At 72.2% G+C, this 26,447-nt stretch carries 28 protein-coding genes; 12 read left to right on the plus strand and 16 right to left on the minus strand.

The genetic code is table 11. The annotated features are described in order from the left end of the window. The first annotated feature begins 1 nt into the window (after window position 1). Window positions 2-1,813 carry a WD40 repeat domain-containing protein gene (locus ABZ340_RS00935; RefSeq protein ID WP_358779581.1) on the plus strand — a complete coding sequence of 604 codons (1,812 nt, stop codon included), beginning with the start codon at window positions 2-4 and terminating at the stop codon, window positions 1,811-1,813. Between the two features lie 265 nt (window positions 1,814-2,078). Here the strand turns inward: ABZ340_RS00935 and ABZ340_RS00940 are convergent, their stop codons facing one another. Further along, complete coding sequence (locus ABZ340_RS00940; RefSeq protein ID WP_358779582.1) at window positions 2,079-2,633, minus strand: hypothetical protein; 555 nt, start codon at window positions 2,631-2,633, stop codon at window positions 2,079-2,081. A gap of 164 nt (window positions 2,634-2,797) precedes the next feature. Further along, a complete protein-coding gene (locus ABZ340_RS00945; protein WP_358779583.1) occupies window positions 2,798-4,180 on the minus strand; it encodes a glycine--tRNA ligase in 1,383 nt (460 codons plus the stop codon). A gap of 207 nt (window positions 4,181-4,387) precedes the next feature. Between ABZ340_RS00945 and ABZ340_RS00950 the strand changes: the two genes are divergently transcribed. The 4 genes from ABZ340_RS00950 (at window position 4,388) to ABZ340_RS00965 (ending at window position 7,680) form a co-directional block, all read left to right on the plus strand. Further along, window positions 4,388-5,407 carry a metal ABC transporter substrate-binding protein gene (locus ABZ340_RS00950; RefSeq protein WP_358779584.1) on the plus strand — a complete coding sequence of 340 codons (1,020 nt, stop codon included), beginning with the start codon at window positions 4,388-4,390 and terminating at the stop codon, window positions 5,405-5,407. A 104-nt stretch (window positions 5,408-5,511) separates the two neighbouring features. After that, window positions 5,512-6,291 (plus strand): metal ABC transporter ATP-binding protein, encoded by a 780-nt coding sequence (locus ABZ340_RS00955; RefSeq protein WP_358779585.1) that lies wholly within the window; start codon window positions 5,512-5,514, stop codon window positions 6,289-6,291. An 11-nt stretch (window positions 6,292-6,302) separates the two neighbouring features. Further along, window positions 6,303-7,205: a metal ABC transporter permease gene (locus tag ABZ340_RS00960; protein ID WP_358779586.1), complete on the plus strand. Its 903-nt coding sequence runs from the start codon at window positions 6,303-6,305 to the stop codon at window positions 7,203-7,205. A 61-nt stretch (window positions 7,206-7,266) separates the two neighbouring features. Beyond that, complete coding sequence (locus tag ABZ340_RS00965) at window positions 7,267-7,680, plus strand: transcriptional repressor (protein WP_358779587.1); 414 nt, start codon at window positions 7,267-7,269, stop codon at window positions 7,678-7,680. A gap of 160 nt (window positions 7,681-7,840) precedes the next feature. On the opposite strand, the gene ABZ340_RS00970 is transcribed toward ABZ340_RS00965, so the two are convergent. From ABZ340_RS00970 to ABZ340_RS00980, 3 genes are read right to left on the minus strand one after another with little or no spacing between them, the layout of a single operon-like run. Then, complete coding sequence (locus ABZ340_RS00970; protein WP_358779588.1) at window positions 7,841-8,674, minus strand: isoprenyl transferase; 834 nt, start codon at window positions 8,672-8,674, stop codon at window positions 7,841-7,843. A gap of 42 nt (window positions 8,675-8,716) precedes the next feature. Further along, entirely contained in the window at window positions 8,717-9,463 is a 747-nt protein-coding gene (gene recO / locus ABZ340_RS00975; RefSeq protein WP_358779589.1) for a DNA repair protein RecO, read from the minus strand. A 60-nt stretch (window positions 9,464-9,523) separates the two neighbouring features. Beyond that, window positions 9,524-10,018, minus strand: a complete 495-nt coding sequence (locus ABZ340_RS00980) for an Rrf2 family transcriptional regulator (RefSeq protein ID WP_358779590.1) — start codon at window positions 10,016-10,018, stop codon at window positions 9,524-9,526. Window positions 10,019-10,071: 53 nt separating this feature from the next. On the opposite strand from ABZ340_RS00980, the gene ABZ340_RS00985 reads away from it, so the two are divergent. Continuing rightward, a complete protein-coding gene (locus ABZ340_RS00985; protein ID WP_358779591.1) occupies window positions 10,072-11,577 on the plus strand; it encodes an MFS transporter in 1,506 nt (501 codons plus the stop codon). A 26-nt stretch (window positions 11,578-11,603) separates the two neighbouring features. Here ABZ340_RS00985 and ABZ340_RS00990 read toward each other — a convergent pair whose 3' ends face one another. Both ABZ340_RS00990 and ABZ340_RS00995 read right to left on the minus strand, forming a co-directional pair. Beyond that, entirely contained in the window at window positions 11,604-11,819 is a 216-nt protein-coding gene (locus ABZ340_RS00990) for a hypothetical protein (protein WP_358779592.1), read from the minus strand. Continuing rightward, on the minus strand, window positions 11,816-12,022 hold the full coding sequence (locus ABZ340_RS00995) for a hypothetical protein (protein WP_358779593.1): 207 nt from the start codon (window positions 12,020-12,022) through the stop codon (window positions 11,816-11,818). The genes ABZ340_RS00990 and ABZ340_RS00995 overlap by 4 nt, the downstream gene beginning before the upstream one ends. Before the next feature lie 115 nt (window positions 12,023-12,137). Here ABZ340_RS00995 and ABZ340_RS01000 point away from each other — a divergent pair, with 115 nt between their 5' ends. The 3 genes from ABZ340_RS01000 (at window position 12,138) to ABZ340_RS01010 (ending at window position 14,850) form a co-directional block, all read left to right on the plus strand. After that, entirely contained in the window at window positions 12,138-12,980 is an 843-nt protein-coding gene (locus ABZ340_RS01000) for a helix-turn-helix transcriptional regulator (RefSeq protein ID WP_358779594.1), read from the plus strand. Beyond that, the gene (locus ABZ340_RS01005; protein WP_358779595.1) at window positions 12,962-13,255 is read left to right on the plus strand and encodes a DUF397 domain-containing protein; all 294 of its coding nucleotides are present in this window, start codon (window positions 12,962-12,964) and stop codon (window positions 13,253-13,255) included. The genes ABZ340_RS01000 and ABZ340_RS01005 overlap by 19 nt, the downstream gene beginning before the upstream one ends. 65 nt (window positions 13,256-13,320) lie before the next feature. Further along, window positions 13,321-14,850: an alpha/beta hydrolase gene (locus ABZ340_RS01010; protein WP_358779596.1), complete on the plus strand. Its 1,530-nt coding sequence runs from the start codon at window positions 13,321-13,323 to the stop codon at window positions 14,848-14,850. 45 nt (window positions 14,851-14,895) lie between these two features. Here the strand turns inward: ABZ340_RS01010 and ABZ340_RS01015 are convergent, their stop codons facing one another. After that, the gene (locus ABZ340_RS01015) at window positions 14,896-15,594 is read right to left on the minus strand and encodes a TerB family tellurite resistance protein (protein WP_358779597.1); all 699 of its coding nucleotides are present in this window, start codon (window positions 15,592-15,594) and stop codon (window positions 14,896-14,898) included. A 184-nt stretch (window positions 15,595-15,778) separates the two neighbouring features. After that, on the minus strand, window positions 15,779-17,500 hold the full coding sequence (gene leuA, locus ABZ340_RS01020; protein WP_358779598.1) for a 2-isopropylmalate synthase: 1,722 nt from the start codon (window positions 17,498-17,500) through the stop codon (window positions 15,779-15,781). 341 nt (window positions 17,501-17,841) lie between these two features. On the opposite strand from leuA, the gene ABZ340_RS01025 reads away from it, so the two are divergent. Together ABZ340_RS01025 and ABZ340_RS01030 are read left to right on the plus strand one after the other, a co-directional pair. After that, window positions 17,842-18,912, plus strand: coding sequence for a M4 family metallopeptidase (locus tag ABZ340_RS01025; protein WP_358779644.1), 1,071 nt, complete (start codon window positions 17,842-17,844; stop codon window positions 18,910-18,912). A 21-nt stretch (window positions 18,913-18,933) separates the two neighbouring features. Then, complete coding sequence (locus ABZ340_RS01030; RefSeq protein ID WP_358779599.1) at window positions 18,934-19,200, plus strand: protealysin inhibitor emfourin; 267 nt, start codon at window positions 18,934-18,936, stop codon at window positions 19,198-19,200. A gap of 25 nt (window positions 19,201-19,225) precedes the next feature. Here ABZ340_RS01030 and era read toward each other — a convergent pair whose 3' ends face one another. From era to ABZ340_RS01045, 3 genes are all read right to left on the minus strand, one after another. After that, window positions 19,226-20,185: a GTPase Era gene (gene era, locus ABZ340_RS01035; protein WP_358779600.1), complete on the minus strand. Its 960-nt coding sequence runs from the start codon at window positions 20,183-20,185 to the stop codon at window positions 19,226-19,228. Window positions 20,186-20,287: 102 nt separating this feature from the next. Continuing rightward, window positions 20,288-20,641 (minus strand): cytidine deaminase, encoded by a 354-nt coding sequence (locus ABZ340_RS01040; protein ID WP_358779601.1) that lies wholly within the window; start codon window positions 20,639-20,641, stop codon window positions 20,288-20,290. A 28-nt stretch (window positions 20,642-20,669) separates the two neighbouring features. Further along, entirely contained in the window at window positions 20,670-21,491 is an 822-nt protein-coding gene (locus tag ABZ340_RS01045; RefSeq protein ID WP_358779645.1) for a helix-turn-helix transcriptional regulator, read from the minus strand. 181 nt (window positions 21,492-21,672) lie between these two features. On the opposite strand from ABZ340_RS01045, the gene ABZ340_RS01050 reads away from it, so the two are divergent. After that, window positions 21,673-23,091: an MFS transporter gene (locus ABZ340_RS01050; protein ID WP_358779602.1), complete on the plus strand. Its 1,419-nt coding sequence runs from the start codon at window positions 21,673-21,675 to the stop codon at window positions 23,089-23,091. Window positions 23,092-23,175: 84 nt separating this feature from the next. Here the strand turns inward: ABZ340_RS01050 and ABZ340_RS01055 are convergent, their stop codons facing one another. Genes ABZ340_RS01055 through ABZ340_RS01070 form a run of 4 tightly spaced genes read right to left on the minus strand, consistent with a single transcriptional unit; the run spans window position 23,176 to window position 26,428 of the window. Next, window positions 23,176-23,535 (minus strand): MmcQ/YjbR family DNA-binding protein, encoded by a 360-nt coding sequence (locus ABZ340_RS01055; protein ID WP_358779603.1) that lies wholly within the window; start codon window positions 23,533-23,535, stop codon window positions 23,176-23,178. Continuing rightward, window positions 23,532-24,845: a hemolysin family protein gene (locus ABZ340_RS01060; RefSeq protein WP_358779604.1), complete on the minus strand. Its 1,314-nt coding sequence runs from the start codon at window positions 24,843-24,845 to the stop codon at window positions 23,532-23,534. The genes ABZ340_RS01055 and ABZ340_RS01060 overlap by 4 nt, the downstream gene beginning before the upstream one ends. After that, window positions 24,842-25,339, minus strand: coding sequence for an rRNA maturation RNase YbeY (gene ybeY / locus ABZ340_RS01065; protein ID WP_164391004.1), 498 nt, complete (start codon window positions 25,337-25,339; stop codon window positions 24,842-24,844). Before ybeY ends, ABZ340_RS01060 begins: the two co-directional genes overlap by 4 nt. A gap of 12 nt (window positions 25,340-25,351) precedes the next feature. Beyond that, window positions 25,352-26,428 carry a PhoH family protein gene (locus ABZ340_RS01070; protein WP_358779605.1) on the minus strand — a complete coding sequence of 359 codons (1,077 nt, stop codon included), beginning with the start codon at window positions 26,426-26,428 and terminating at the stop codon, window positions 25,352-25,354. Window positions 26,429-26,447 lie beyond the last annotated feature (19 nt).

Raw genomic sequence — 26,447 nt, forward strand, 5'->3', positions numbered from 1 at the left:
CGTGCGGACGGAGCCCCGCGCCGACACCGCCACAGCCGTCTGGCCGCACCTCGACAGTCCCCTCGCCCGTGCCGCCCAGTCGCTGCTGTCTTGGGCCGCAGACTCCGGAGACGTCAGCGGATCCGGGGACTCCACACCGCGCACCGCCGTCGTCATCGGCCCGCCAGGGGCGGGCAAGAGCCGGCTGCTGGCCTCGTTCGTCGCGGGGGTGGCGAAGGCATCCTCCGACCCGCGCATCACCGTCCACGCCGTGGGCCTCGCCGCAGGCCAGGTCGTCCAGACCCTGGCCTGGCAGATAGGTCGGCATCTGGGCTACGGCCCGGTCGAACCGGACGAGTTGCTGCGGCGTCTGGGCGCCGATCCGCGACCGGTCCTGCTGGTCGTCACCGACCTGCACCGGTCCGGACGGGGTCCCGCAGACCTGCCCGCCGCCCGGCCCGGCGCAGTTGTGGACAACCTCATCACTCCCTTGAGAGCGCTGGCGAACGTCCGCATGATCGTCGAATCCGACACCCCGGAACTGCTTGGTGCGGAAGACCTGCTGATCGTGGACATGCCCTCGGCGCCGGATGCCTCACAGACGGTCGCGCATGCGGACGCGCATTCACCGGCGCCCCCAGGCGAAGCCGCGACACCGCTGCTCCCGGGCAGCGACTGGCGCGCGGCGACGCCCGACGAGCGCGAACACGCCCTCGACCGGGCGCTGGCCGCCGGCACGGCCCATGAACTGCTCAGGGACCCCGGCTATCTGGTATACGGCTCGGTGCCGGCCATCACCGCCGCCCTTGCCGACCCGAGGATTCCGCAACCACCGGGTCTACGGGCCATCTGGGCCGAGGCCGCCCCGGCGTTGTCCGCGCCGGATCTGCCGGATGTCCAGCGGGCCGCGATCCTGCACACCGCCTCGGTCGGCATGAACCCACGGCTGGCCGAGTACCTGCGGCCACTGGCCGAGGCCAGCCCGTGGATGACCCGTTGGTCACTGCCGACACGCACCGCCACCGCTCTCGCGCTCCTGCCCGCCGGCACCGCGCCGGACACGTCCGGCGGCGCCTTCGTCTCGGCGGACTCATTGGGCCGCCTGACCCAGTACGCGCTCACCGGTGGGCAGGCGCTCGCGCCCCTTCCGTCCGGTACCGCGTGGCAGCCCGCAGCGCTCGGCCCGGTGTCGTCCGACTGCCTGCTGGCCCTCGACCGCTCGGGCACCCTGCGCCTTCTCCCTCTCACCCCCGACGCACCGGCGCCTATTGGGCTCGGATCGCTCATGCTCCACCACAACGCCGCCTCGCTCGCCGCTCCCCCGGATTTCTCGGACCGGCCCACCGCCGTCGCGGTGACCGCCCGGTACGCGGCCGTCGGCGACGGGCGCGGCCGTGTCCACCTCTGGCCCCTGGGCCGCCCCGTCCCCGAGCCCGGCACGTTCCAGCCGCACCGCTCCGCCGTGACCGGCGTGGCCTGCCTGGAGGTCGACAACACCCTCCTGGTCGTCACAGGGGGCCTCGATGGCACGGTCGCCCTGTGGGACTCCGTCACCGCCGAGCCCATGAAGAACCCGGTGGAGCGCCGTAACGCCCTGCCCACCGCCCCCGCCGTCGCCGACACCGACGCCGGGCCGGTGCTCGCCGTCGCCTGGTCCGACCGGCGCCTCCACCTGTGTCACCTGCTCAGCGGGCGAATGACCGCGCTGCCAGTGCTGTCCCCCGTCCACGGTCTCGCCCTCACCAGTGACGCCCACCTGCTGATCGCCGGGCGCGAGGGGATACGCCTCATCAAGATCGATCTGACCACTCTGTGGGCCAGAAGAGAGCAGTAAAGGCCGCACCGAACGCCGAACGCCGAATCCTGTAGGGCCGGAGCGCAAGCCGGGGGCGGCGCCCTGGCGGACCTGCTGAGCCTGCGCCTGCCACGGACGGTGGCCTGAGCGCGCGCCGCGGCGCAACAGTCCCCGGCACGGGAGCCGGGGCCGGTTCCCGTGCCGGGGCCCCATGCGCGCGAGAGGGACGGCGGACCTGCGCGGACAGGCACCCGGACTGCGCCCGTTCGACATGTCGTCCTGGCTGACCTGACCGTATGGCGGCTCAGCCGGTGAGCCCGGCCCGCCGCAGCAGCTTCAGCCAGTCCTCGTACTCCGCCGGCTCGTCGTCGGCCAGGGCGAGCCGCGCGTACGCGGCAGGAGTGGCCAGCCGCTCCAGGAAGAACTCCTCCAGCCCCCGCGCCGGCCGCTCGAAGCGCTCCGCGTCGACCCAGTCGGCGCCTTCCTCCAAGGCGCCGAGAACGCCGCCGCCCGTGCGGTCGAGGAACACGGGCGCCTGGTTGATCACCCCGACGCAGAACAGCTTCTCCGGGGACAGCGGCAGCGGGGAGCCGACCACCGGCTCGCAGTAGAACTGGTGCTCCACGGCCTCCTCCAGGCCGAAGAGCCGCACGGACGGCCCGCAGTCCGCGCCGTCCAGCACCCGGCAGAAGTCCAGGAACTCCCGCGGCACCCCGTCGGCCTCCGCGGTGGCCGCCGTCTTCTCGCCGATCGTCCCGCCGAGCGTGAACCCGAGCAGATCCGCGCTCTTCGCCAGCGCCGACCGCAGGGCGTCCACCGTCGCGATCAGACGGGACGGCCCAGGGCCCGCGCCGGTCATCCGGCCACCACCTGAATGTCACCTCCGAGGAGATCGCCCGTCCCGTCCGGGACCGCCGGGCGGAACCGGTGCCGACGCCGAACGCCGGGCGGGCCGAGTGACTCGGCCCGCCCGGCGTTCGAGGACGAGGCGCGTGCGGGGCCCGGGCGAGGGCCCGGCGGGTCCTAGCAGCCGATCAGGCGCGCGGCCAGGTAGCCCTCGATCTGGTCCAGCGACACCCGCTCCTGCTTCATGGAGTCGCGCTCGCGGACCGTCACCGCGTTGTCCTCCAGCGTGTCGAAGTCGACCGTCACGCAGAACGGCGTGCCGATCTCGTCCTGGCGGCGGTAGCGGCGGCCGATGGCGCCGGCGTCGTCGAACTCGATGTTCCAGTTCTGCCGGAGGGTCTGGGCGAGGCCCTTGGCCTTCGGGGACAGCTCCGGGTTGCGGGAGAGCGGGAGCACCGCGACCTTGACCGGGGCCAGGCGGTGGTCGAGGCGCAGCACGGTGCGCTTCTCCATCTTGCCCTTGGCGTTGGGCGCCTCGTCCTCGACGTAGGCGTCCAGCAGGAACGCCAGCATCGCGCGGCCGACACCGGCCGCGGGCTCGATGACGTACGGCGTCCAGCGCTCGCCGGCCTCCTGGTCGAAGTAGGAGAGGTCCTGGCCGGAGGCCTTGGCGTGGGCGGAGAGGTCGTAGTCGGTGCGGTTGGCGACGCCCTCCAGCTCACCCCACTCGCTGCCGCCGAAGTTGAAGCGGTACTCGATGTCGGCGGTGCGCTTGGAGTAGTGGGAGAGCTTCTCCTTCGGGTGCTCGTACCACCGCATGTTCTCCTCGCGCAGGCCCAGGCCGGTGTACCAGTTCCAGCGCTGCTCCATCCAGTACTCCTGCCACTTCTCGTCCTCGCCCGGCTTGACGAAGAACTCCATCTCCATCTGCTCGAACTCGCGGGTGCGGAAGATGAAGTTGCCGGGCGTGATCTCGTTGCGGAAGGACTTGCCCATCTGCGCGATGCCGAACGGCGGCTTGCGGCGCGAGGTGGTCTGCACCTGGGCGAAGTTGGTGAAGATGCCCTGCGCGGTCTCGGGGCGCAGGTAGGCGACGGAGCCGGAGTCCTGCGTCGGGCCGAGGTGGGTGGACAGCAGGCCCGAGAACTGCTTGGGCTCGGTGAACTGGCCCTTGGTGCCGCAGTTGGGGCAGTTGATGTCGGCGAGGCCGTTCTCCGGGGCCCGGCCCTTCTTCTCCTCGTACGCCTCTTCCAGGTGGTCGGCGCGGAACCGCTTGTGGCAGGAGGTGCACTCGGTGAGCGGGTCGGTGAAGGTGGCGACGTGGCCGGAGGCGACCCACACCTCGGGGGCGAGGATCACGGACGAGTCGATACCGACGACGTCCTCGCGCGACGTCACCATGTAGCGCCACCACTGGCGCTTGAGGTTCTCCTTGAGCTCGACACCCAGCGGACCGTAGTCCCAGGCGGCGCGCTGACCGCCGTAGATCTCACTGCAGGGGAATACGAAGCCACGGCGCTTGCTCAGGCTGACGATGGTGTCGATCTTGTCGGCGGCCACGGTGCTCTCTTCATTACGACGACGGGCGTTGAAGCGAGACGCTTCAGAGCGAATGCCTCAGGGTACCGGCGAGTGCTCCCCCTCAATCAAATCGGTGCCGGGTAGGGGCCGCAGCTCGGGGGCCCCTTCCGTGCCGCCCCGGGTCCCGCGGGGGCCGCTCAGGACGTTTGTTGACAACCGTTTCCATATTTGTTGAAAATGAGTGTCATGAACGTACGACGACACCGCATATCCGGGATACCCGGGATCGCGCTCGCGGCCACCGCCGCGCTCGGCCTCGGCACCCTCACCGCCTGCTCCTCCGACAGCGCGGCGGCAGGCGGCTCGGACAAGTTCGACGTCGTCGCGTCGTTCTACCCGATGGCCTTCCTCGCCGAGCAGATCGGCGGCGACCACGTGAAGGTCACCAGCCTCACCGAGCCGGGCCAGGAGCCGCACGACCTGGAGATCAGCGCCAAGCAGACCGCGCAGCTGGAGGAGTCCGACGCGGCGCTCTACCTCAAGGGCCTCCAGCCCTCCGTCGACGAGGCGATCACCCAGTCCGGGATCAAGACGAAGATCGACGCCGCGGCGCTCACCTCGCTGGAGGAGCACGGCACCGAGGTCGGCGGCCACGCCGACGAGCACTCCGGCGACCACGCCGACGAGCACGCCGAGGAACACGGCCACGAGCACGAGCACGAGCACAGCCACGAGGCCGAGGGCGGCCAGGACCCCCACATCTGGCTGGACCCGGTGAAGTACGCCGAGGTCGCCGAGGGCGTCGGCAAGGCCTTCGAGAAGGCCGACCCCGACCACGCCGCCGACTACAAGAAGAACACCGAGGCCCTGGTGAAGCGGCTCGGCGAGCTGAACACGAAGTTCGAGACGGGCCTGAAGGACACCGAGACCAAGGTCTTCATCACCACCCACGCCGCCTTCGGCTACCTCGCCGAGCGCTACGGCCTGACCGAGGAGGCCATCAGCGGCCTCGACCCCGAGTCGGAGCCCAGCGCCGCCCGCGTGAAGGACCTGTCGGAGACGGCGAAGGCCGACGGCGTCTCCACCGTCTTCTACGAGACCCTCGTCAGCGACAAGACCGCGAAGACCCTCGCCGCCGACGCGAACCTGAAGACGGACGTCCTCGACCCGATCGAGGGCATCACCGACCGGTCCCGCGGCGACGACTACTTCCAGGTCATGGAAGCCAACCTCAAGGCCCTCCAGCAGGCCCTGGGAGCGAAGTGACACACCCCCCGGAGGGCGGCATGAACGAGCCCGTCACAGCACCTGCCGCAGCGCCCGTCACAGCACCTGCCGCAGCGCCCGTCACAGCATCTGCCGCAGCGCCCGTGGAAGGGTCCGCGGAAGAGCCCGTCATATCCCTGCGCGGCGTCCGCGCCGAACTGGGCGCGCGCCCCGTCCTGCGCGGCATCGACCTCACCGTGCGCCGCGGCGAGGTCGTCGCGCTGCTCGGCGCGAACGGCTCGGGCAAGTCGACGGCCGTGCGCAGCGTCATCGGCCAGGTGCCCGTCAGCGCCGGGGAGATCGAGCTGTTCGGCACCCCGCGGCGCCGGTTCCGCGACTGGGCGCGCGTGGGGTACGTCCCGCAGCGCACCACGGCCGCGGGCGGCGTGCCCGCGACGGTGGCGGAGGTCGTCTCCTCCGGCCGGCTGTCCCGGACCCGCTTCGGCGTCTTCCGCAAGGCCGACCGCGAGGCGGTCCGCCGGGCCCTGGAACTGGTCGGCATGGCGGACCGCGCCAAGGACTCCGTGAACGCCCTCTCCGGCGGCCAGCACCAGCGCGTGCTCATCGCCCGCGCGCTCGCCGCCGGCCCCGAGCTGCTGATCATGGACGAGCCGATGGCCGGCGTCGACCTGGCCAGCCAGGAGGTGCTGGCGGCGACGCTCAGGGAGCAGGTCGCGGCGGGCGCCACCGTCCTGCTGGTCCTGCACGAGCTGGGCCCGCTGGAGCCGCTGATCGACCGGGCGGTCGTCCTGCGCGACGGCTGCGTCCTGCACGACGGCCCGCCCCCCAAGGCCGTCGGCCAGCACGCGCTGCCCGGCCACGACCACGTCCACCCGCACGCACCGGCGGGCGCCGAACCGGTCCGCACCGGACTGCTGAGCTGAGAAGCCCCACCATGGAAATCCTGAACTACGCCTTCATGCAGCGGGCGCTCGTCGCGGCCGTCCTGGTCGGCATCACCGCCCCCGCCGTCGGCATCTACCTCGTGCAGCGCCGCCAGGCCCTGATGGGCGACGGCATCGGCCACGTGGCGATGACCGGCGTCGGCCTCGGCTTCCTGCTGTCCTGGTCGCCGGTGTGGATGGCGACCCTGGTCTCCGTGCTCGGCGCGGTCCTGATGGAACTGATCCGCTGGTACGGCAAGACGCGCGGCGACATCGCCCTCGCCATGCTCTTCTACGGCGGCATGGCCGGCGGCGTCATGTTCATCAACCTCGCGCCGACCGGCTCCAACGCCAACCTCACCTCGTACCTGTTCGGCTCCCTGTCCACGGTCTCCGAGTCCGACGTGACGGCCATCTGTCTCCTGGCCGCCTTCGTGGTCCTGGTCACCCTGGGCCTGCGCCGCCAGCTCTTCGCGGTCAGCCAGGACGAGGAGTTCGCGCGGGTCACCGGGCTGCCGGTGCGCGCGCTGAACCTGCTGACGGCGATCACGGCGGCGGTCACCGTCACCGTCGCCATGCGCGTGGTGGGCCTGCTGCTGGTGTCGGCGCTGATGGTCGTCCCCGTGGCGGCGGCCCAGCAGCTCAGCCGCAGCTTCGCCGCGACGTTCGCCATCGCCGTCGCGGTCGGCGTGGCCGTGACCCTCGGCGGCACCGTCACCTCGTACTACCAGGACGTGCCGCCCGGCGCGACGATCGTGCTGCTGACCATCGGCGCGTTCATCGTGCTGACGGCGCTGGCGGCTCCGCTGGCCCGGCGGCGCGCGCGGGCGGCAGCCGCCGCGCACCCCTCCGGCGACCCGGCGGAGTGCACGATTCCGGCCAGCCGGGGGGCCGGCGACGCGGCCGGCGTCTGACCGCTGTCGGTCCGGGCTGGCACAATGACCCGGGCAAGGAGCAGACGTGAGGAGGCAACCGGTGACGACCGCTGGACCGCCCGTGAAGGGACGCGCCACCCGGCAGCGCGCCGCCGTGGCGGCGGCCCTCGCCGAGGTCGACGAGTTCCGCAGCGCGCAGGAGCTCCACGACATGCTCAAGCACAAGGGCGACTCGGTCGGGCTCACCACGGTCTACCGCACCCTCCAGTCCCTCGCCGACGCCGGCGAGGTCGACGTGCTGCGCACCGCCGACGGCGAGTCCGTCTACCGCCGCTGCGCCAGCGACGACCACCATCACCACCTGGTGTGCCGCTCCTGCGGCAAGGCGGTCGAGGTCGAGGGCCCGGCCGTGGAGAAGTGGGCGGAGGCCATCGCCGCCGAACACGGCTACGTCAACGTGGCGCACACGGTGGAGATCTTCGGCACGTGCGCGGAGTGCGCGGCGAAGTCGTGATGCGGTGAAGGCGCGTGAAAGCGGGATGCGCTGAAAGCGGGACGCGCTGAAGGCGTGATGCAGCCGTGATGCGGCGATCCGGTGACCTAGTGATCTAGTGATCCGGTCACCGTGACCGTCCCGGGGGGCGCCTGGCGCCCCCCGGAGCCGTTCTCCCGCCCTACTGCTGCCTGCCCTCCATGGCCAGCAGCTCCTCGTTCGGGATCGCCCCGCCGAAGCGGCGGTCGCGGGAGGCGAACTCCAGGCACGCCCGCCACAGGTCGCGGCGGTCGAAGTCCGGCCACAGCACGTCCTGGAAGACCATCTCGGCGTACGCGCTCTGCCACAGCAGGTAGTTGGAGGTGCGCTGCTCGCCGCTGGGCCGCAGGAACAGGTCCACGTCCGGCATGTCCGGGTAGTAGAGGTACTTCGCGAAGGTCTTCTCGGTCACCTTCGACGGGTCGAGCCGGCCGGCCCGCACGTCCTCGGCCAGCGCCTGCGCCGCGTCCGCGATCTCGGCCCGGCCGCCGTAGTTCATGCAGAAGTACAGCGTGAGCCGGTCGTTGTCCTTGGTCTGCTCCTGGGCGATCTGGAGCTCCTTGGCCACCGACCGCCACAGCTTCGGCATCCGCCCCACCCAGCGCACCCGCACACCCAGCTCGTCGAGCTGGTCGCGGGACTTGCGGATGAAGTCGCGGTTGAAGTTCATCAGGAAGCGGACCTCGTCCGGGGAGCGCTTCCAGTTCTCGGTGGAGAAGGCGTACAGGGAGATCGCGCCCACGCCCATCTCGATCCCGCCCTGGAGCACGTCCAGCACCCGCTCGGCGCCGACCTTGTGCCCCTCGGTGCGCGGCAGCCCGCGCTCCTTCGCCCAGCGCCCGTTGCCGTCCATGACGATCGCCACATGGTTCGGGACCAGCTCACCGGGGAGCTTCGGGGGCCGCGCGCCGGACGGGTGCGGTTCCGGCGCCTTGTACTCCCGGCGCTGACGCCCCAGGAATCCGCGTACGGCCATGTGTCTCTCGTCTCCCTCTAGCTCTCGCTCTTGCTCTCGCTCTTACTTTTCGACGTACCGCAGGGAGCGCAGGCCGCGCTCCAGGTGCCAGTGCAGGTACGCGGACACCAGCCCGCTGCCCTCCCGGACGTACCGCGGCTCGCACGCGTCCGCGGTCTCCCAGTCTCCCGTGAGCAGCGCGCCGAGGAGTTCCAGGGCCTGCGGCGAGGGTACGACGCTGCCGGGCACCCGGCAGTCGGCGCAGACCGAGCCGCCGGAGGCCACGGAGAAGAACCGGTTGGGTCCCGGCATGCCGCACTTCGCGCAGTCGCCGAAGCTCGGGGCGTACCCGTTGACGGCGAGGGAGCGCAGCAGGAACGCGTCGAGGACGAGGTGCGGGGCGTGCTCGCCGCGGGCGAGGGTGCGCAGCGCGCCGACGAGCAGCAGGTACTGCTGGACCGCCGGTTCGCCCTCGTGGTCGGTGAACCGCTCGGCGGTCTCCAGCATGGCGGTCCCGGCGGTGTAGCGGGCGTAGTCCGTCACGATGCCGCCGCCGTACGGCGCGATGGTCTCGCTCTGCGTGCACAGCGGCAGCCCGCGCCCCACCAGCTCGCTGCCCCGCGCGAAGAACTGCACGTCGACGTGGGAGAAGGGCTCCAGCCGCGCGCCGAACTTGGACTTCGTCCGCCGGACGCCCCGGGCCACGGCGCGTACGCGGCCGTGACCGCGGGTGAGCAGGGTGATGATCCGGTCCGCCTCACCCAGCTTCTGGGTGCGCAGCACGATGCCGTCGTCGCGGAACAGACTCATGACCCCATTCTGCCTGTCCCGCCCGCCCCCTCCGTCACGGGAAGCACCACGGGTGCTCCGTCACCGGAAGGCGGGCAGGGGCGCGGACGGGTCCCGCAGCCAGGAGCGGGCACGCTCGCGCAGGTCGGCCGGGAGCCGCCCGGCGAGGTCGGCGACGGTGACCGCGCGCAGCGAGTCCCGCCAGGCGCGGTCGGCGTCGTACATCACCTGCGCCACCCCGCACGGGCCCGTGCAGCGGTCGGCCGGGAGGGCGCAGGCGCCGCGCTGCCGGATCTCCGTGCAGACGAACGGCGGGGCGGTGCCCTCGATCGCCTCGACGACGTCGAGCACGGTGATCCGCGCGGCGGGCCGCGCCAGCCGGAATCCGCCGCGCGGCCCGGAGGTGGCGACCAGGACGCCGCCCTGCACCAGGGACTTCAGGTGCTTGGCGAGGTAGGCGACGGGCAGCCCGTAGTACCCGGCGAGGGTGGTGCGCGAGACGGCCTCGCCCTCCTCGGCCTGGACCAGCAGGACGCAGCAGTGGACGGCCCACTCGACGCCTTGGGACAGCTTCATGGGTCGCCAGATTACTCGGCGGGCGACCGGGATATGGACTTGATGGATATTCGATGTCGATGATAGCGATGATGACCATGACCTCATCAGCCCGCCGCCCGGCGTCCCCCACCGCAGCCGCAACCGCAGCCGCGGCCACGCCCCCGCCCGTCCCCGGCACCCCCGGCCCCCGTGAGTGGCGCATGCTCGCCGTCGCGCTGAGCGGCACTTTCATGGCGAGTTTCGACCTCTTCGTGGTCAACATCGCCACCGAGGCGCTGCGGACCGGGCTCCACGCGAGCGAGGGCGCGCTGGAACTCGTCGTCGCCGGGTACGCCTTCGCGTACGCGGCGGGACTGGTGACCGGCGGACGCCTAGGCGACCGGTACGGCTACCGGCGGATGTTCGTCACCGGCATGGCCGCCTTCACCCTCGCCTCGCTGCTGTGCGGGCTGGCCCTGTCACCGGGGCAGCTCGTCGCGGCCCGCCTCGCCCAGGGGCTGGCGGCGGCCGTGCTGGTGCCCCAGGTGCTCTCCCTGGTCACCACCCGCTTCCCGGCGGCCCACCGGGGCCGGGCCACCGCCTGGTACAGCGCCGCCGGCGGCATCGGCGCCGTAGCCGGTCAGCTGCTGGGCGGGCTGCTCCTCCAGGCCGACGTGCCGGGCCTGGGCTGGCGCGCGGTCTTCCTGGTGAACGTGCCGGTGGGCGCCGTCGCCGCCGCTCTCGCCGTACGCTTCCTGCCTCCGCCCGCGCCGCGGGGCGTCCCGGCCGCCCGTTTCGACCTGCGGGGCGCGGCCGGTGTGACGCTGACCCTCGGCCTGCTCCTCGCGCCCCTGTCCCTGGGCCGGGAACAGGGCTGGCCGCTGTGGACGTGGGCGAGCCTGGCGGCGGCCGTTCCGGCGGGTGCGCTGACGCTGCGCGGGCAACGGTCCCTGCGACGGCGCGGTGGCGCCCCGGTGCTGGACCCGGCGCTGCTGCGCAACCGCCCGTATGTGACGGGCGTGGCCGCGGTCGCCCTCTTCCAGCTCTACTTCGGCGCCTACATGTTCACCCTCGCCCTCCTGCTCCAGGCCGGGCTGGGCCAGGACCCCCTCACCGCGGCCCTCGTCTTCCTGCCCGCGGCCGTGCTCTTCAGCGCCGCCTCGCTGCTCAGCGGACGGCTCACGGCCCGCCACGGCAGGGCGGTGCCCGCGGCCGGGGGCGCGCTGGCGGTCGCGGGCCTGGCCGCACTCGTGGCCCAACTGGCCGTCTGCGGCGACCGGGTGGCGCTCCCGGCCCTGGTGGCCACCCTCGCCGTGATCAGTCTCGGCAACGGCCTGCTGCTGCCTCCCCTGATCGGTTTCGCCCTGGCCGAGGTGGGCCCCGAGGCGGCCGGGGCGGCGTCCGGCGTGGTCAACACGGCCCAGCAGTTCGCCGCGTCCCTCGGGGTCGCCGTGTTCGGCGCCCTGTTCTTCACGGCGGCGGGACCCGGGCTGCGGTCGGCGGCCTCGGGCATGGCGGCCGTCGGCGTGGCCTACGGCGCCCTGGTCGCGGTGGTACTGGCCCTGCTGTGGGCCGGGGCCCGGCGCGGGAGGGCCTGACGGCCGCCCGGGCCCCGGCGCCCCCTTCAAGGAACCTCGCCCCGGCTGCGCGCGTTCGCGTACGCCGTCACCGCGCTGATCCGCTCCGCCTGGGTGGCGCAGCGCACGGCACCCGGGTCGGCGTCCCACTCCCGGCCACCGCCGTACGGACGCAGTTGCACGTACGGCCCTTCGTGTCCCATGACGATCCCGAGTCGCCCCGTACGGGTGTCGACCACATACGCCCCGACGGGCGGCTTCACCGCAGCACCGCCGCGAGCCGGCGGGCGGTCTCCACGGAACACCGCCCCAATTCGATGAGCGGGCAGGGCGTCCGCCGCGCAAGACTCACCGGGTCGACACCGAGCGACGGAAGGGTAATTCCGGCCTTCGCCAGCGCCGCCCGCAATTCTTCCACCACCTCCTCCGCCTCTTCGGCACAGAGCTCAGAATGTTGTTCCTTCAACGTGCTCCCCTTCCCTTTCTCTTTTCCCTCTTTATATCTCCAGCATGATGCCCCACACCTACACTCGGCAGGAGACGACGCTCTACAAGAGCGAAGCAGCTCAAGGGGGTTGGTCATGGCCAATGGTTCACACGGATCACGGCAGGCGGCCTGGGAGTTCTTCGGCGCGGAACTCAAGCGGCGCCGGGAGGACGCGGGGCTCACTCAGGTGGAACTGGGGGCGCGCGTCTTCGTCTCCGGTGCCTATATCGGGCAGTTCGAGCAGGCCATTCGAAAACCTCAGCTCGATATCGCCCAGCGGATCGACGAGGTACTGCAATCCGACGGTATTTTCGAGCGGTTGTGCCGCAAACTCATCAAGGACCAGCCGTATCGGGAGTACTTCGCTCACGTAGTGGAGCTGGAGCGGCTGGCGACGGAGATCTGCGAGTACGCGCCGACGGTGGTCCCCGGGCTCCTCCAGACCCGGGAGTACGCGCGGGCGGTGTTCCTGGCCAACAACCCACTCGCCACCGAGGAGTACATCGAGGAGCTGATCAAGGGCCGCATGGACCGGTCGCGGCTTCTCAAGGACGCAACACGCCCCGTGTATTGGGTGATCCTGCACGAGACGGCGCTGCGCATCCCCGTCGGCGGACCGCAGGTCATGGCCCACCAACTGGACCGCCTCGCGGCCCTGTCGCGCGAGCGCGTGGCCGTGCTCCAGGTGTTGCCGTTCGCGGCGGGCGCGCACCCGGAGATGGGCAAGCTGATGAAGCTCATGGAGTTCGATGACGCGCCGCCGACCGTCTATACAGAGGGGGTGCTTTCAGGAAGGTTGCTGGACGAGCCGACGGTGGTGAAGCGAACCCGCTCGTCCTACGATCTGCTCAGGGCCGCCGCGTTGTCGACCGAGGCGTCCCTGGCCCTGATCGAGTCGGCGGCGGAGGACTACAGACGATGCGCGAGTACGACCTGACCAACGCGAGCTGGCGCAAGAGCAGCTACAGCGGCGGCAACGGCGGGGAGGACTGCGTCGAGGTCGCCCACGACTTCCCCGGCGCCGCCCGCTGGCGCAAGAGCAGCTACAGCGACGGCAACGGCGGCGACTGCGTCGAGGTAGCCGACGGAGTCCCCGGCGTCGTCCCCGTCCGGGACAGCAAGGTGCCCGGTGGGCCCGTGGTCGTCGTCGGGGCGGCGGCCTGGGCGGCGTTCGTCCGCTCGGGGGCATCCCGAGGTCCCGCCCTGGGGTAAACCCCCATGGGAATGGGGTTGTTGCCCGGATGTGAGGGACGCCGGTGGTGCGTGAGGCTCATGGCATGACGCAGCCCGGGAAAACCCAGCAGCTCCGCCGGGGCGCCGCCCTCGTCGGTGCCTCCGCCGTCCTCCTCATGCTCACCGCGCCCGTGACCGCCTCCGTGGCCGCGGCTTCCCCACCGGCCGCCCCGGCCGCCCCGGCCGCCGCCTCGCTCGACTGGACCCCGTGCGCGGGCGGCGCCGCCGTGGACCCCCGCCAGCGGTGCGCCACCGTCCGGGTCCCCCTGGACCACGCCGACCCGGACGGCCCGCGTATCGACATCGCCGTCTCCCGCATCCCGAGCGAGAAGCCCGCCGCCCGGCGCGGAACGCTCTTCCTCATCCCGGGCGGACCGGGCGGCTCCAGTCTCAACGACCCCTCGGGCAAGGGGCAGAGGCTGCCGCAGGAGGTCCGGGACGCCTACGACCTGATCGGGTTCGCCCCGCGCGGGCTCGCCCCCTCCACCTCCGTGAGCTGCGGACTGGAGTACGGCGACCTCTCCCCCACCAGAACGCGTCCCTGGCCCGCCCCGGACGGCTCGATCGACGGCAACTTCGCCACCGCCCGCCGCATGGCGGACGCCTGTGCCCGCAACGGCGGCGAGCTGATCAAGCACCTGAGCACGGCCGACGAGGCCCGTGACCTCGACCGGATCCGGGCCGCGCTCGGCGAGCGCCGCATCTCCGCGTGGGGAGTGTCGTACGGGACGTACGTGGGAGCCGTCTACGGCGAGCTGTTCCCGCACCGCACCGACCGCATCGTGCTGGACAGCAACGACGACCCCGACCCCGTCCGGGTCAACCGCGCCTGGCTCGCCGCGTACGAGCGGGGCGTGGAGGACACGTTCCCCCACTTCGCGGCGTGGGCGGCGGCGCCCGGCAACCCGGACCGGGTGGCGCGGCGGGCGGCGGACGTACGGCCGCTGTTCCTGCGCCTGGCCGCCCGCCTCGACCGGGAGCCGATCCCCTGGCCCGGGGCCGACCCGGCCGAGCTGAACGGCAACGTGCTGCGCCAGACCATGCTGGACAGCCTGTACGCGCCCGGCCGCTACCCGGCCCTGGCCGAGCTGATACGGGCCGCGCAGCGCGGCACGGTGCCGCCCGCGCCGGCCACCCCGCCCGAGGCCGTGCTCCAGAACGTCACCGCCGTGAGCGTGGGCACCGTCTGCAACGACGTGGCCTGGCCCGCCTCGGCCGCCGCGTACGAGAAGGACGTCGCCGAGAGCCGGGCGGCGTACCCGCTCACCGCGGGCATGCCGCGGAACGCGCTGCTGTGCGCCGCCTGGCCGTATCCGCCCCGGGAGGCACCCGTGCGGATCACCGGCCGCGGGCCGTCGAACATCCTCCTCGTCCAGAACGCCCGGGACGTCGCCACCCCGCTCGCCGGGGCCCTGAAGCTCCGCGAGGCGCTCGGCCGGCGCGCGGTCATGGTCACCAACGACGCCACCGGCCACAACGCCTACCTGGCCAACGGCACCGCCTGCGGCGACCGCGCGGTCTCCCGCTTCCTGGCCACCGGGGAGCGGCCCGAGCGGGACGTCCGCTGCGGCTGACCCCGGCCTGCGGGAGGCGTCGCGCCGGGCGCGGGACGGCAGGGGTCACGACGAGGGCGTACGCGCCTCCGTCAGCAGCCGCGTCACGTCCTCGGCGCAGAGGGTCAGCGCCGCGCCGACGGTGGCGAGGACGTCCCGTTCGGCGGGGGTGTACGGGCCGTCGGCCAGGGCGATGCGGGCGCCCGTGAGCAGGATCGAGGCGCGGCCGGCGGGGGCGAGGTGCGGGGCCAGCGGGTCCAGCGCCTCGTGCAGCTCTATGGCCAGACCGGGCACACAGGGCTCCTCGTAGTACCGCCCGGTGTCCGCCTCCACCGCCTCGACCAGCGCGGCCAGCCGCTCCTCGGTGCAGTCCTCGAAGCCGGCCGCGCGCACGGCGACGGCGGCCGTGTGCAGCGCCGTGCGGGAGCCGGTGCCGCCCGCGGCGAGGACCGCGAGGGCGACGGTGTGGACGGCGTCGCGGAGCATCGCGGAGAAACGGCGGGTCGTCGGGTGGTCCAGGACGCCGGTGCCGAAGCGCTCCTGGCAGGCCGCGCACTCGACGACCGGCCCCGTCTCGCCGCGCGGCAGCACGGGCACCCCGAGCAAGGTGAAGCGGCGGCGGCCGGTGAGGCGCTGGTAGTTGCGGTCGCCCCCGCAGCCGGGGCAGAAGAACTCCCCGTCCCCGGCGGGCGTCCATGCGGTACGGGTGCCCAGGATGCGCGCACATCGGGCAGCTCGGCCGTTTCGTCCCCGTCCAGGCAGCACGTCGCACCTCCGTAACCCCGCGGCACCCTCGCCGCGATGGCGTGATGTTAGCCACATCGCCGTCATGGAGTCAGTACCCCGGACGAGACCTCTCCGTGATCTGCTCGCGCGGATGGCCGGTATACGACGGGGCCCCGCCCGCCTGTTTCCGGCGAGCGGGGCCTCAAACCACCGATTCGGCTGGTCAGCGAGCCGCCCGGTTGACGGCGGAGACGACCGCCTTCAGCGAGGCACGCGTGGTGTTCGCGTCGATTCCGATGCCCCACAGGACCTTGTCGCCGATGGCGCACTCGATGTAGGAGGCGGCCTGCGCCGAGGCGCCCTCGCTCATCGTGTGCTCCTGGTAGTCCAGCAGGCGTACGTCGATGCCGATGGACTGGAGCGCGTCGAAGAAGGCGGAGATCGGGCCGTTGCCGGAGCCGGTCAGGACGGTGTCCGCGCCGTCGACGGTCGCCTCCACGGTGAGGGTGTCCACGCCGTCGCGGTCGGTCGTCGTCTGGCCGTGCTTGACCTGGATGCGGCCCCAGGGGTTGGCCGGGTTGGGCAGGTACTCGTCCTGGAAGACCGCCCAGATGTCCTTCGGGGTGATCTCGCCGCCCTCGGCGTCGGTCTTCGCCTGGATGATCCTGGAGAACTCGATCTGCATCCGGCGCGGCAGGTCCAGCTTGTGGTCGTTCTTCAGGACGTAGGCGATGCCGCCCTTGCCGGACTGGGAGTTGACGCGGATGACGGCCTCGTAGGAGCGGCCGACGTCCTTGGGGTCGATGGGCAGGTACGGCACGGCCCACTCGATCTCGTCGACCGTCTTGCCCTGCGCCTTGGCGTCGGCCTCCATCGCGTCGAAGCCCTTCTTGATGGCGTCCTGGTGGGAGCCGGAGAAGGACGTGTAGACCAGGTCGCCCACGTACGGGTGGCGCGGGTGGACCTCCATCTGGTTGCAGTACTCCCACGTACGGCGGATCTCGTCGATGTCGGAGAAGTCGATCTGCGGGTCGACGCCCTGGGAGAACAGGTTCATGCCCAGGGTGACCAGGTCGACGTTGCCGGTGCGCTCGCCCTGCCCGAACAGGCAGCCCTCGACGCGGTCGGCGCCGGCCATCAGCGCCAGTTCGGCCGCCGCGACCGCCGTACCGCGGTCGTTGTGCGGGTGGACGGAGAGGCAGACGTACTCCCGGCGGGAGAGGTTGCGGTGCATCCACTCGAAGCGGTCGGCGTGCGTGGACGGCGTCGAACGCTCCACCGTGGCGGGCAGGTTGAGGATGATCTCGCGGTCCGGGCCGGGCTGCCAGACGTCCATGACCGCCTCGCAGACCTCCAGCGCGAAGTCCAGCTCGGTGTCGGTGAAGATCTCGGGGCTGTACTGGTAGCCGAACTCGGTCTCGGGGCCCAGCAGTTTCCCGGCGTACTCCATCACCAGCCGCGTGCCGTCGACGGCGATCTGCTTGATGTCGTCCCTGGAGCCGCGGAAGACGACCCGGCGGAAGACGGGAGCGGTGGCGTTGTACAGGTGGACGGTGGCGCGCCTGGCACCCCGGAGGGACTCCACCGTGCGCTCGATCAGGTCCTCGCGGGCCTGCGTCAGCACGGAGATCGTCACGTCGTCCGGGATGGCGCCGGGGTCCTCGATGATGGAGCGGACGAAGTCGTAGTCGGTCTGGCCGGAGGCCGGGAAGCCGACCTCGATCTCCTTGTAGCCCATCGTGACCAGCAGGTCGAACATCGCGCGCTTGCGGGCGGGCGACATGGGGTCGATCAGGGCCTGGTTGCCGTCGCGCAGGTCGGTGGAGAGCCAGCGGGGGGCCTGGGTGATCCGCTGGTCCGGCCAGGTGCGGTCGGGGAGGTCGACCTGCTCGTAGCCGCGGTACTTGTGGATCGGCATGGAACTGGGCTGCTGGCGATTGGCCATGATCGCGTGGGCTCCTCAGGATGTCCGCGGTGTCCGCGTGTCCGATGGACGGCCGACGACGCAACACCAAGCTCCGCGGGGAGGGGGTCGGCCTCGACTACAGGCCCTCGCCGCGGCAGCTAAGGAGAAGCAGCCCGAAACGCATGATGCTCCGCAGCCTAGCCGAGGCCCGCCGGATGCGCGGGTGCGTATCAGTATGCGGGACCGGAGGGAGGAGAGGGGCGAAAAGTGCCGTATACCACTTCGCGCCGATCGACGGGCCCTCTTGGCCCCGCACGCCGCCCATCCTGGTTGCGTCTGGTGACAGGAGAGTCACGCAGTGCGATGGTGCGAGCATGACCATCACCACCACCGGGGGCCGTCCGCCCGTCTTCTGCACCATCGTCCCGCCGCACGTCCTGGACCGGCTCGCGCAGGCCGAGGACCCGCGCCTGTCCGGTCCCGCCCGCCGCACCCTCCAGCGCGACGCCTCCGCGCGCACCCGGCGCCACCTGGCCGCGACCGCCGGCGCCCGGGCCGCGGTCGCGCGCGCCGGCACCGAGCCCGGCAAGCCGCACCGCACGGTCTACGACGCCGGACACGGCACCGACCTGCCCGGCACCAAGGTGCGCGGCGAGGGCGACGAACCCGGCGCCGACGCCACCGTCAACCGCGCCTACACGGGCCTCGGCGCCACCTTCGAGCTGTTCCTGACGGCGTACGGGCGCGACTCCATCGACGGCGGCGGCCTCCCGCTGGACGCGACGGTCCACTACGACCGCGAGTACAACAACGCCTTCTGGGACGGCGAGCAGATGGTCTTCGGCGACGGGGACGGCGAGATCTTCCTCGACTTCACCCGGTCCGTCGACGTCATCGGCCACGAACTCGCCCACGGCGTCACCCAGTACACCGCCAACCTGGCGTACTACGGCCAGTCCGGCGCCCTCAACGAGTCGCTGTCGGACGTCTTCGGCTCCCTGGTCAAGCAGCACGCCCTCGGCCAGAGCGCCGCCGAGGCCGACTGGCTGATCGGCGCCGACCTCCTCGCCCCGCGCGTCACCGGCAAGGCGCTGCGCTCGATGAAGGCACCCGGCACCGCGTACGACGACGACGTCCTCGGCAAGGACCCGCAGCCCGCGACGATGGACGACTACGTCCGCACCGACCGCGACAACGGCGGCGTCCACATCAACTCCGGCATCCCCAACCACGCCTTCTACCTCGCGGCCACCGAACTCGGCGGCCACGCCTGGGAGCGGGCCGGACAGGTCTGGTACGACGTGCTGACCGGCGGCGAGCTGGAGCAGGAGGCGCGGTTCACGGACTTCGCCGCGCTGACGGTGAAGGCGGCCCGGGCCCGCTACGGCGACGGGGAGGAACTGGACGCCGTGAACAAGGCGTGGCAGCAGGTCGGGGTGCGCACGCCGTAGTTCCGTACTAGACACGGTTCCATGCGTATTCAGGTGAGGCGGACCGGGGGCTTCGCGGGCATCGAGCGCCGGGCGGAGGTGGACACCGCGGGGCGCGCCGACGCGGCCGAGTGGCACGCCCTGGCCCGCGCGGCGCTCGCCGCGGGCCAGGACACGCCCCCCGCCGGGGTGCCGGACGGGTTCGGCTACCGGATCACGGTGGACGGCACGACGGTGTACGCGGCCGATCCCCGGCTGACGGAGGAGCAGCGCACGCTGATCTCCAGGGTGCTGAAGGAAGGCGCCTGACGCACCGGGCGTGAGGGGGCGGGACTCAGAAGCCGAGCCTGCGCAGCTGCTTGGGGTCGCGCTGCCAGTCCTTGGCCACCTTCACGTGCAGGTCGAGGAAGACGGGGGTGCCCAGCAGCGCCTCGATCTGCTTGCGGGACTTGATGCCGACCTCCTTCAGGCGCTTGCCCTTGGGGCCGATGATGATGCCCTTCTGGCTGGGGCGCTCGATGAAGACGTTGGCGTGGATGTCGAGCAGCGGCTTGTCGGCCGGGCGGTCCTCGCGCGGGAGCATCTCCTCGACGACCACCGCGATCGAGTGCGGCAGCTCGTCCCGGACGCCCTCCAGCGCGGCCTCGCGGATCAGCTCGGCGACCATGACCTGCTCGGGCTCGTCGGTCAGGTCGCCCTCCGGGTAGAGCGCGGGGCCCTCGGGGAGGAGCGGGATGAGAAGGTCGGCGAGCAGGTCGACCTGCTTGTTCGCGGTCGCCGAGACGGGGACGATCTCCGCCCAGGTGATGCCCAGCTCCCGGCCGAGCTGGTCGATCGCGATGAGCTGCTCGGCCAGGGTCTTGGAGTCCACCAGGTCGGTCTTGGTGACGATGGCGACCTTCGGGGTCTTCCTGATCCCCGCCAGCTCCTTGGCGATGAACCGGTCGCCGGGGCCGATCTTCTCGTTCGCCGGCAGGCAGAAGCCGATCACGTCGACCTCGGCCCACGTGGTGCGCACGACGTCGTTCAGCCGCTCGCCCAGCAGGGTGCGCGGCTTGTGCAGGCCGGGGGTGTCCACCAGGATCAGCTGCGCGTCCGGGCGGTGCACGATGCCGCGCACGGTGTGCCGGGTCGTCTGCGGCCGGTTGGAGGTGATCGCCACCTTCTGGCCGACCAGAGCGTTCGTGAGGGTGGACTTCCCCGCGTTGGGGCGGCCCACGAAACAGGCGAAGCCCGCCCGATGGACGGCTTCGGACGTTTCCGACGGCTCGGATGACTGACTGCGAACGCTCATGGCGCCCATTGTCCCTGATCCACAGGGCACCGCCGTACCATCGCGCCCCCGCACCGGCCCGGGTCCCGCCGCGACGGGACCCGGCGGGGGCCGCCGCGTTCCTCAGCCGGCGTCCACCGCGGCCCGTACCGTGCCGTCCGGCGCGGCGACCAGCACCGGCGTCCCCGGCCCGCCCAGGTCGCGTACCGCCGCCAGGTCCTCCGCCGCCGCCGACTCCGCCTCGGTCACCACGGCCGCCGCCTCCAGCGACTTCGCGCCGGACGCCACGGCCATCGCCACCGCCGTCCGCAGGGCGCTGAGCCGCAGCGATTCCAGGGCGACGGTGCCGGCGACGTAGGTGCGTCCCGTCTCGTCGCGTACGGCGGCCCCCTCGGGGACGCCGTTGCGGGCCCGGGCGGAGCGGGCCAGGGTGACGATCTTGCGGTCCTCGGGGTCGAGCGCGCTGGTGTCGGTCATGAGGTGAGCATACGGAGCGCCCCGCCGCTCATCCCGCCACGGGGTACATCGCCCCGCGCCGCCCCTCCGGGGAGGCCAGCCACTCCAGCTTCGCCGCCGTGTTCGCCTCGTCCAGCGGGGTGTGCAGCACGATCGTCAGATCCGGCCGGGCGGGCACCTTCAGCGCCGTCGCCTCCACGCACAGCAGCCCGACCAGCGGGTGGTCGAGCTCCTTGCGGATCTGCCCGGCGTCCTCGATGTCCCGCTCCTCCCACAGCCGCGCGAACTCCTCGCTGGCCGCCTTCGCCCGCGCCAGCACCTCCTGGAACCCCTCGTCGCCGGGGCTGGCCGAGCAGGCGGCGCGGAACTGGGCGACGACGGCGCGGGCGTTGTGCTCCCAGCTGCGGGCGCGGGAGCGGTACAGCGGGTCGGTGAAGAAGTCCACCAGGCAGTTGCGCGTGCCGTCGGGGCGCATGCCGAACACCGTCACCGCCGCGTCGTTGCACAGCACGAAGTTGTAGTACCGGTCCATGATGTTCGCCGGGTACGGCATCCAGGTGTCCAGGAGCCGTTGCAGCCCGTCGCACATGTCCCGCTTGGCCGGCTCCACCGCGGGCGGGGGCGGGTTCAGCCCGGCCAGGACGTACAGGTGGCGGCGCTCGGCGTCGCTCAGCCGCAGCACCCGGGCGACGGAGTCGAGGACCTGCGGGGAGACCGAGATGTCCCGGCCCTGCTCCAGCCACTGGTACCAGGAGGCGCCCACCCCGGCCAGCACGGCGACCTCCTCGCGGCGCAGCCCCGGCGTCCGGCGCCGCCCTCCGCCCTCCGGCAGACCGGCCTCGGCCGGTGACACCCGGGCCCGGCGGCTCATCAGGAACTCCCGCAGCTCGCGCCGCCGATGGGCCCGGCCCGCCTCGGTCTCGATCACGCCCGGCACGTACTCCCCCTGCTCTCTGCCCGCCCGGCGCCCGCCGGGCGGATGCCTGGTGGTGGCACCACCAGGACAACTGGCCGCTCCCCACGCCTATTCCGGCGCCGGAAGCATCATGCCCATGGCGATCGACACCTCCACCCCGACCCCCACCCCCGCGCGGGAGACACCGGCCCCGGCCGCCCGGCTGTCGCCCCGCGACAAGCTCGTCCTGTTCGTGCTGTGCGCGGCCCAGTTCATGGTCGCCCTCGACTTCTCCGTCCTGAACGTGGCCCTGCCCGTCCTCGGCGCCGACCTGGGCCTGGGCCAGTCCGCCCTCCAGTGGGCGGTGACCGCGTTCGCCCTGCCCTCCGGCGGCTTCCTGCTGCTCTTCGGGCGCATGGGCGACCTGTACGGCCGCCGCCGGCTGTTCCTGTCCGGCCTCGCCCTCTTCGGCGCGGCCTCGCTGCTGGCGACGCTCGCCTGGGACCCGGCGTCGTTCCTCGCCGGACGCGCCCTGCAGGGCGTGGGCGCGGCGGCGATCGTGCCGACCGGCATGTCCCTGCTGACGACGACCTTCCCCGAAGGGCCCGCCCGGGACCGCGCCCTGGGCATCTCCGGCACGCTGCTCTCCCTCGGCTTCACCATCGGCATGGTGGCCGGCGGCGTCCTCACCGACACCCTCGGCTGGCGCTCCACCATGGGCCTGCTCGCCCTGTTCGCGCTGATCGTGCTGCCGCTGGCGCCCGGCCTGCTGCCCGAGTCCCGCACCCCCGACCGCCCGCGCCTGGACGTCCCCGGCGCGGTCACCGTCACCGGCGGCCTGCTCGCCCTGATCTACGCCCTGTCCACCGCCGCCGACCACGGCTTCGGCCGCACCGACGTCCTCGTCGCCCTGGTCGCGGGCGTCCTGCTCCTCACCGCCTTCGCGGTCGTCGAGTCCCGCAGCGAGGCGCCGCTGGTCTCCCTGCCGATGCTGCGCCGCCGCACGGTGGCGTGGGGCAACCTGGGCGGCCTGGTCACCTTCTCGATGATGTCGACGGTCGTCTTCGTGCTGACCCTCTACCTCCAGGAGGTCCTGCGCCTGTCGGCCTTCGCCACCGGCCTGGTCTTCGGTGTGCAGGGCGTGCTGTCGGTGGTGGCCGGCGCCTGCGCGCCGAAGGTGATCGGCCGCTTCGGCGCCCGCCGCACGCTGGTCGGCTCCCTCGCCGGGCAGGGCGTCCTGACCGCCGCCCTGCTCGGTCTCGGCGAGGGCGGCGGGTCGGTGTGGCTCGCCACCGCCGCCGTCTCGCTGGCCAGCATGTTCCACCTGGGCGCGATCGTCTCCTACGGCCTGACCGTCACCTCCGGCGTCCCCGACGAGGAGCAGGGCCTGGCGACCGGCCTGGTCACCTCCACCCAGCAGGTCGGCATCACCGTCGGCATCCCGCTGCTGGGCGTCCTCGCCACGACCTCCGCCGGCCTGCTGTCCGGCGTGCGCACGGTGATCGCCCTGGACGCGGCGATCGTGCTGGCGGCGGCGCTGCTGGTGGCGCTGGGGCTGGGCCGCCGCACCCGCTGACCGACGCCGGCGGACACCGGCACAGCGACGGGGCCCGGTCCGGTGCGTGCGCACCGGACCGGGCCCCGTCGTGGCCGGCGCTCCTCAGGGACGGTCGAGCCGCAGCCGCTGGGCGCGCGGCAGCCCCGCCACCACCAGGTCGTACGAGTCCTCGACGAGTTCCCGCACCAGGCGGTCCGGCAGACCACCGTCGGCCGTCACCGTGTTCCAGTGACGCTTGTTCATGTGCCAGCCGGGGACGACCAGGCCGGGGTGCTCGGCGCGCAGCCGGACCGCGTCCTCCGGGTCGCACTTGAGGTTGACCTTCAGGGGCCGCGCGTCGAGGAACGACAGGGCGAACAGCTTGCCCTGGACCTTGAAGACGGAGATCTCCGGGCCGAACGGGAAGTCCTCCACCGCCGCCTCGAAGGACAGGCACAGCGCGCGCAGCTCCCCCGGGGTCATTCCGGCTTCTCCTCCTCGTCGCCGCCCGGCAGGTCCGCCGGGCCCGCCGGCTCCACCAGCACCGTCACGATCTTGTTGCGGCGGCCGGCGGCGGCCTCCGCCGTCAGGCGCAGCCCGCGCCCGTCGGGGAGTTCGACGACGGCCGAGGCACCGGCGATCGGGACCCGGCCGAGCGCCTTGGCGAGCAGCCCGCCGACCGTCTCCACGTCCTCGTCGTCGTACGACTCCAGGCCGTACAGCTCGCCGAGGTCGCCGATGTCGAGGCGGGCGGTGACCCGGTAGCGGTCCTCGCCGAGGTCCTCCACGGGCGGCAGTTCGCGGTCGTACTCGTCGGTGATCTCGCCGACGATCTCCTCCAGGATGTCCTCGATGGTGACGATGCCGGCCGTGCCGCCGTACTCGTCGACGACGACGGCGACGTGGTTGCGGTCCTTCTGCATCTCCCGCAGCAGGTCGCCCGCGTTCTTGGTGTCGGGCACGAAGAACGCCGGGCGCATCGCCGTCGACACCAGCTCCGACTCGGCGTCGCGGCTGATGTGCGTCCTGCGGACCAGGTCCTTCAGGTAGACGATCCCGACGATGTCGTCCTCGCTGTCGCCGGTGACCGGGATGCGGGAGAAACCGGAGCGCAGGGCGAGGGTGAGGGCCTGGCGGATGGTCTTGTACCGCTCGATGACGACGAGATCGGTGCGCGGGACCATCACCTCGCGCACCAGGGTGTCGCCCAGCTCGAACACCGAGTGCACCATGCGGCGCTCCTCGGCCTCGATCAGCGACTCCTTCTCGGCGAGGTCGACCAGCGCGCGCAGCTCCGCCTCGGAGGCGAACGGGCCGCGCCGGAAGCCCTTGCCGGGGGTGAGCGCGTTGCCGATGAGGATGAGCAGCGACGGGACCGGGCCCATGATCCGCGCCAGCGGCACCAGGACGTACGCCGCCACGGTCGCCGTGTTCAGCGGGTGCTGGCGGCCGATGGTGCGCGGGGAGACCCCGACGGCGACGTACGACACCAGCACCATGACCGCGATGGCGACGGCCAGCGCCTCGCCGGTGGCGGGGAACTCCCGCAGGCAGGCGTGGGTGACCAGCGCCGCGGCGGCCATCTCGCAGGCGACGCGGACCAGCAGCGCCACGTTGAGGTAGCGGGTCGGGTCCGCGGCGACCCGGGCCAGCTTGGCGCTGCCGCGCCGCCCGGACCGTACGGCCTCCTCGGCCCGGAAGCTGGAGACGCGCGCCAGGCCCGCCTCCGCGCAGGCGGCGAGCCAGGCGACGACGACCAGGGCGACGGCCCCCAGGGCGAGCCCGGGGCTCATGAGACGGTCGGGGCCGGGGACGGGCCGGTCAGGCCCCTCTCCGCACGCCAGCCGTCCACGATGGCCGCCTGCAGGCCGAACATCTCGGCCTTCTCGTCCGGTTCCTCGTGGTCGTAGCCGAGCAGGTGCAGCACACCGTGGACGGTGAGGAGCTGGAGCTCCTCGTCCATGGTGTGCCGCGTCGGCGCCTCGGCGCCCTGCCGGGCGGCGACCTCGGGGCACAGCACGATGTCGCCGAGCAGCCCCTGCGGCGGCTCGTCGTCGTCCTTGGACGGCGGGCGCAGCTCGTCCATCGGGAAGGACATGACGTCCGTCGGGCCGGGCAGGTCCATCCACTGGATGTGGAGCTGCTCCATGGCGTCGGCGTCCACGACGATCACCGAGAGCTCGGAGAGCGGGTGGATGCGCATCCGCGCGAGCGCGTAGCGGGCGATGTCGAGGATCGCCTGCTCGTCGACCTCGGTTCCGGATTCGTTGTTGACGTCGATCGACATGGTCGTGCTGGTCTACTTCCCCTTGGAGCCCTTGGCGCCGGTCGTGCCGCGCTTCCTGTGCGCGCCGTTCTCGGTGCCGTGCTTGCTGTCGTACTGCTCGTACGCGTCGACGATACGGCCCACCAGCTTGTGCCGTACGACGTCGTGGGACGACAGCCGGGAGAAGTGGACGTCCTCGACGCCCTCCAGGATGTCCTGGACCTGACGGAGACCGGACTTGGTGCCGTCGGGCAGGTCGACCTGCGTCACGTCACCCGTGATCACGATCTTCGAGTCGAAGCCGAGGCGGGTGAGGAACATCTTCATCTGCTCGGGGCTCGTGTTCTGGGCCTCGTCCAGGATGATGAAAGCATCATTGAGGGTACGGCCACGCATATATGCGAGCGGCGCGACCTCGATCGTGCCCGCCGCCATCAGCCGGGGGATCGAGTCCGGGTCGAGCATGTCGTGCAGCGCGTCGTACAGCGGGCGCAGGTAGGGGTCGATCTTCTCGTAGAGCGTGCCGGGCAGAAAGCCCAGGCGTTCGCCCGCCTCGACCGCCGGGCGGGTCAGGATGATGCGGTTGACCTGCTTGGACTGCAGGGCCTGCACCGCCTTGGCCATCGCCAGGTACGTCTTGCCGGTGCCGGCGGGGCCGATACCGAAGACGATGGTGTGCTTGTCGATGGCGTCGACGTACCGCTTCTGGTTGAGCGTCTTGGGGCGGATCGTGCGGCCGCGTGAGGACAGGATGTTCTGGGTGAGTACCTGGGCCGGGGTCTCCTGGCCGTCGCTCTCCCCCTTCTCGCTCGCCTTGAGCATGGCGATCGAGCGTTCCACAGCGTCCTCCGTCATCGGCTGCCCGGTGCGGAGCACGAGCATCATCTCGTCGAACACGCGCGACACGAGGGCGACCTCCGCAGGGTCGCCGACCGCGCTGATCTCGTTGCCCCGGACATGGATGTCGGCCCCCGGGAAGGCCTTCTCGATCACGCGCAGGAGGGAGTCGCCGGACCCCAGCACGGTCACCATGGGGTGCTGGGCGGGGACGGTGAACTGCACTTTCGCCTGCCCCTGCGCGGGGGTGTGAGCTGTGGGTGTCTGAGTCATGGGCCGGCGCTTAAGGCCT

The sequence above is a fragment of the Streptomyces sp. NPDC006134 genome (assembly GCF_040628835.1).
In the GTDB taxonomy this organism is placed as follows: domain Bacteria; phylum Actinomycetota; class Actinomycetes; order Streptomycetales; family Streptomycetaceae; genus Streptomyces.

Coding starts and splice junctions, on each gene's coding strand:
- ABZ340_RS01045 (WP_358779645.1), bottom strand. CDS start 21,491: ATGAGCCGCCGGGCCCGGGTGTCACCGGCCGAGGCCGGTCTGCCGGAG.
- ABZ340_RS01060 (WP_358779604.1), bottom strand. CDS start 24,845: ATGAGCCCCGGGCTCGCCCTGGGGGCCGTCGCCCTGGTCGTCGTCGCC.
- ABZ340_RS01030 (WP_358779599.1), top strand. CDS start 18,934: ATGCGTATTCAGGTGAGGCGGACCGGGGGCTTCGCGGGCATCGAGCGC.
- ABZ340_RS00970 (WP_358779588.1), bottom strand. CDS start 8,674: ATGGCCGTACGCGGATTCCTGGGGCGTCAGCGCCGGGAGTACAAGGCG.
- ABZ340_RS00950 (WP_358779584.1), top strand. CDS start 4,388: ATGAACGTACGACGACACCGCATATCCGGGATACCCGGGATCGCGCTC.
- recO (WP_358779589.1), bottom strand. CDS start 9,463: ATGAGTCTGTTCCGCGACGACGGCATCGTGCTGCGCACCCAGAAGCTG.
- ABZ340_RS00985 (WP_358779591.1), top strand. CDS start 10,072: ATGTCGATGATAGCGATGATGACCATGACCTCATCAGCCCGCCGCCCG.
- leuA (WP_358779598.1), bottom strand. CDS start 17,500: ATGGCCAATCGCCAGCAGCCCAGTTCCATGCCGATCCACAAGTACCGC.
- ABZ340_RS01055 (WP_358779603.1), bottom strand. CDS start 23,535: ATGACCCCGGGGGAGCTGCGCGCGCTGTGCCTGTCCTTCGAGGCGGCG.
- ybeY (WP_164391004.1), bottom strand. CDS start 25,339: ATGTCGATCGACGTCAACAACGAATCCGGAACCGAGGTCGACGAGCAG.
- era (WP_358779600.1), bottom strand. CDS start 20,185: ATGAGCGTTCGCAGTCAGTCATCCGAGCCGTCGGAAACGTCCGAAGCC.
- ABZ340_RS01005 (WP_358779595.1), top strand. CDS start 12,962: ATGCGCGAGTACGACCTGACCAACGCGAGCTGGCGCAAGAGCAGCTAC.
- ABZ340_RS01050 (WP_358779602.1), top strand. CDS start 21,673: ATGGCGATCGACACCTCCACCCCGACCCCCACCCCCGCGCGGGAGACA.
- ABZ340_RS01000 (WP_358779594.1), top strand. CDS start 12,138: ATGGCCAATGGTTCACACGGATCACGGCAGGCGGCCTGGGAGTTCTTC.
- ABZ340_RS01070 (WP_358779605.1), bottom strand. CDS start 26,428: ATGACTCAGACACCCACAGCTCACACCCCCGCGCAGGGGCAGGCGAAA.
- ABZ340_RS01040 (WP_358779601.1), bottom strand. CDS start 20,641: ATGACCGACACCAGCGCGCTCGACCCCGAGGACCGCAAGATCGTCACC.
- ABZ340_RS00940 (WP_358779582.1), bottom strand. CDS start 2,633: ATGACCGGCGCGGGCCCTGGGCCGTCCCGTCTGATCGCGACGGTGGAC.
- ABZ340_RS00980 (WP_358779590.1), bottom strand. CDS start 10,018: ATGAAGCTGTCCCAAGGCGTCGAGTGGGCCGTCCACTGCTGCGTCCTG.
- ABZ340_RS00960 (WP_358779586.1), top strand. CDS start 6,303: ATGGAAATCCTGAACTACGCCTTCATGCAGCGGGCGCTCGTCGCGGCC.
- ABZ340_RS01010 (WP_358779596.1), top strand. CDS start 13,321: ATGACGCAGCCCGGGAAAACCCAGCAGCTCCGCCGGGGCGCCGCCCTC.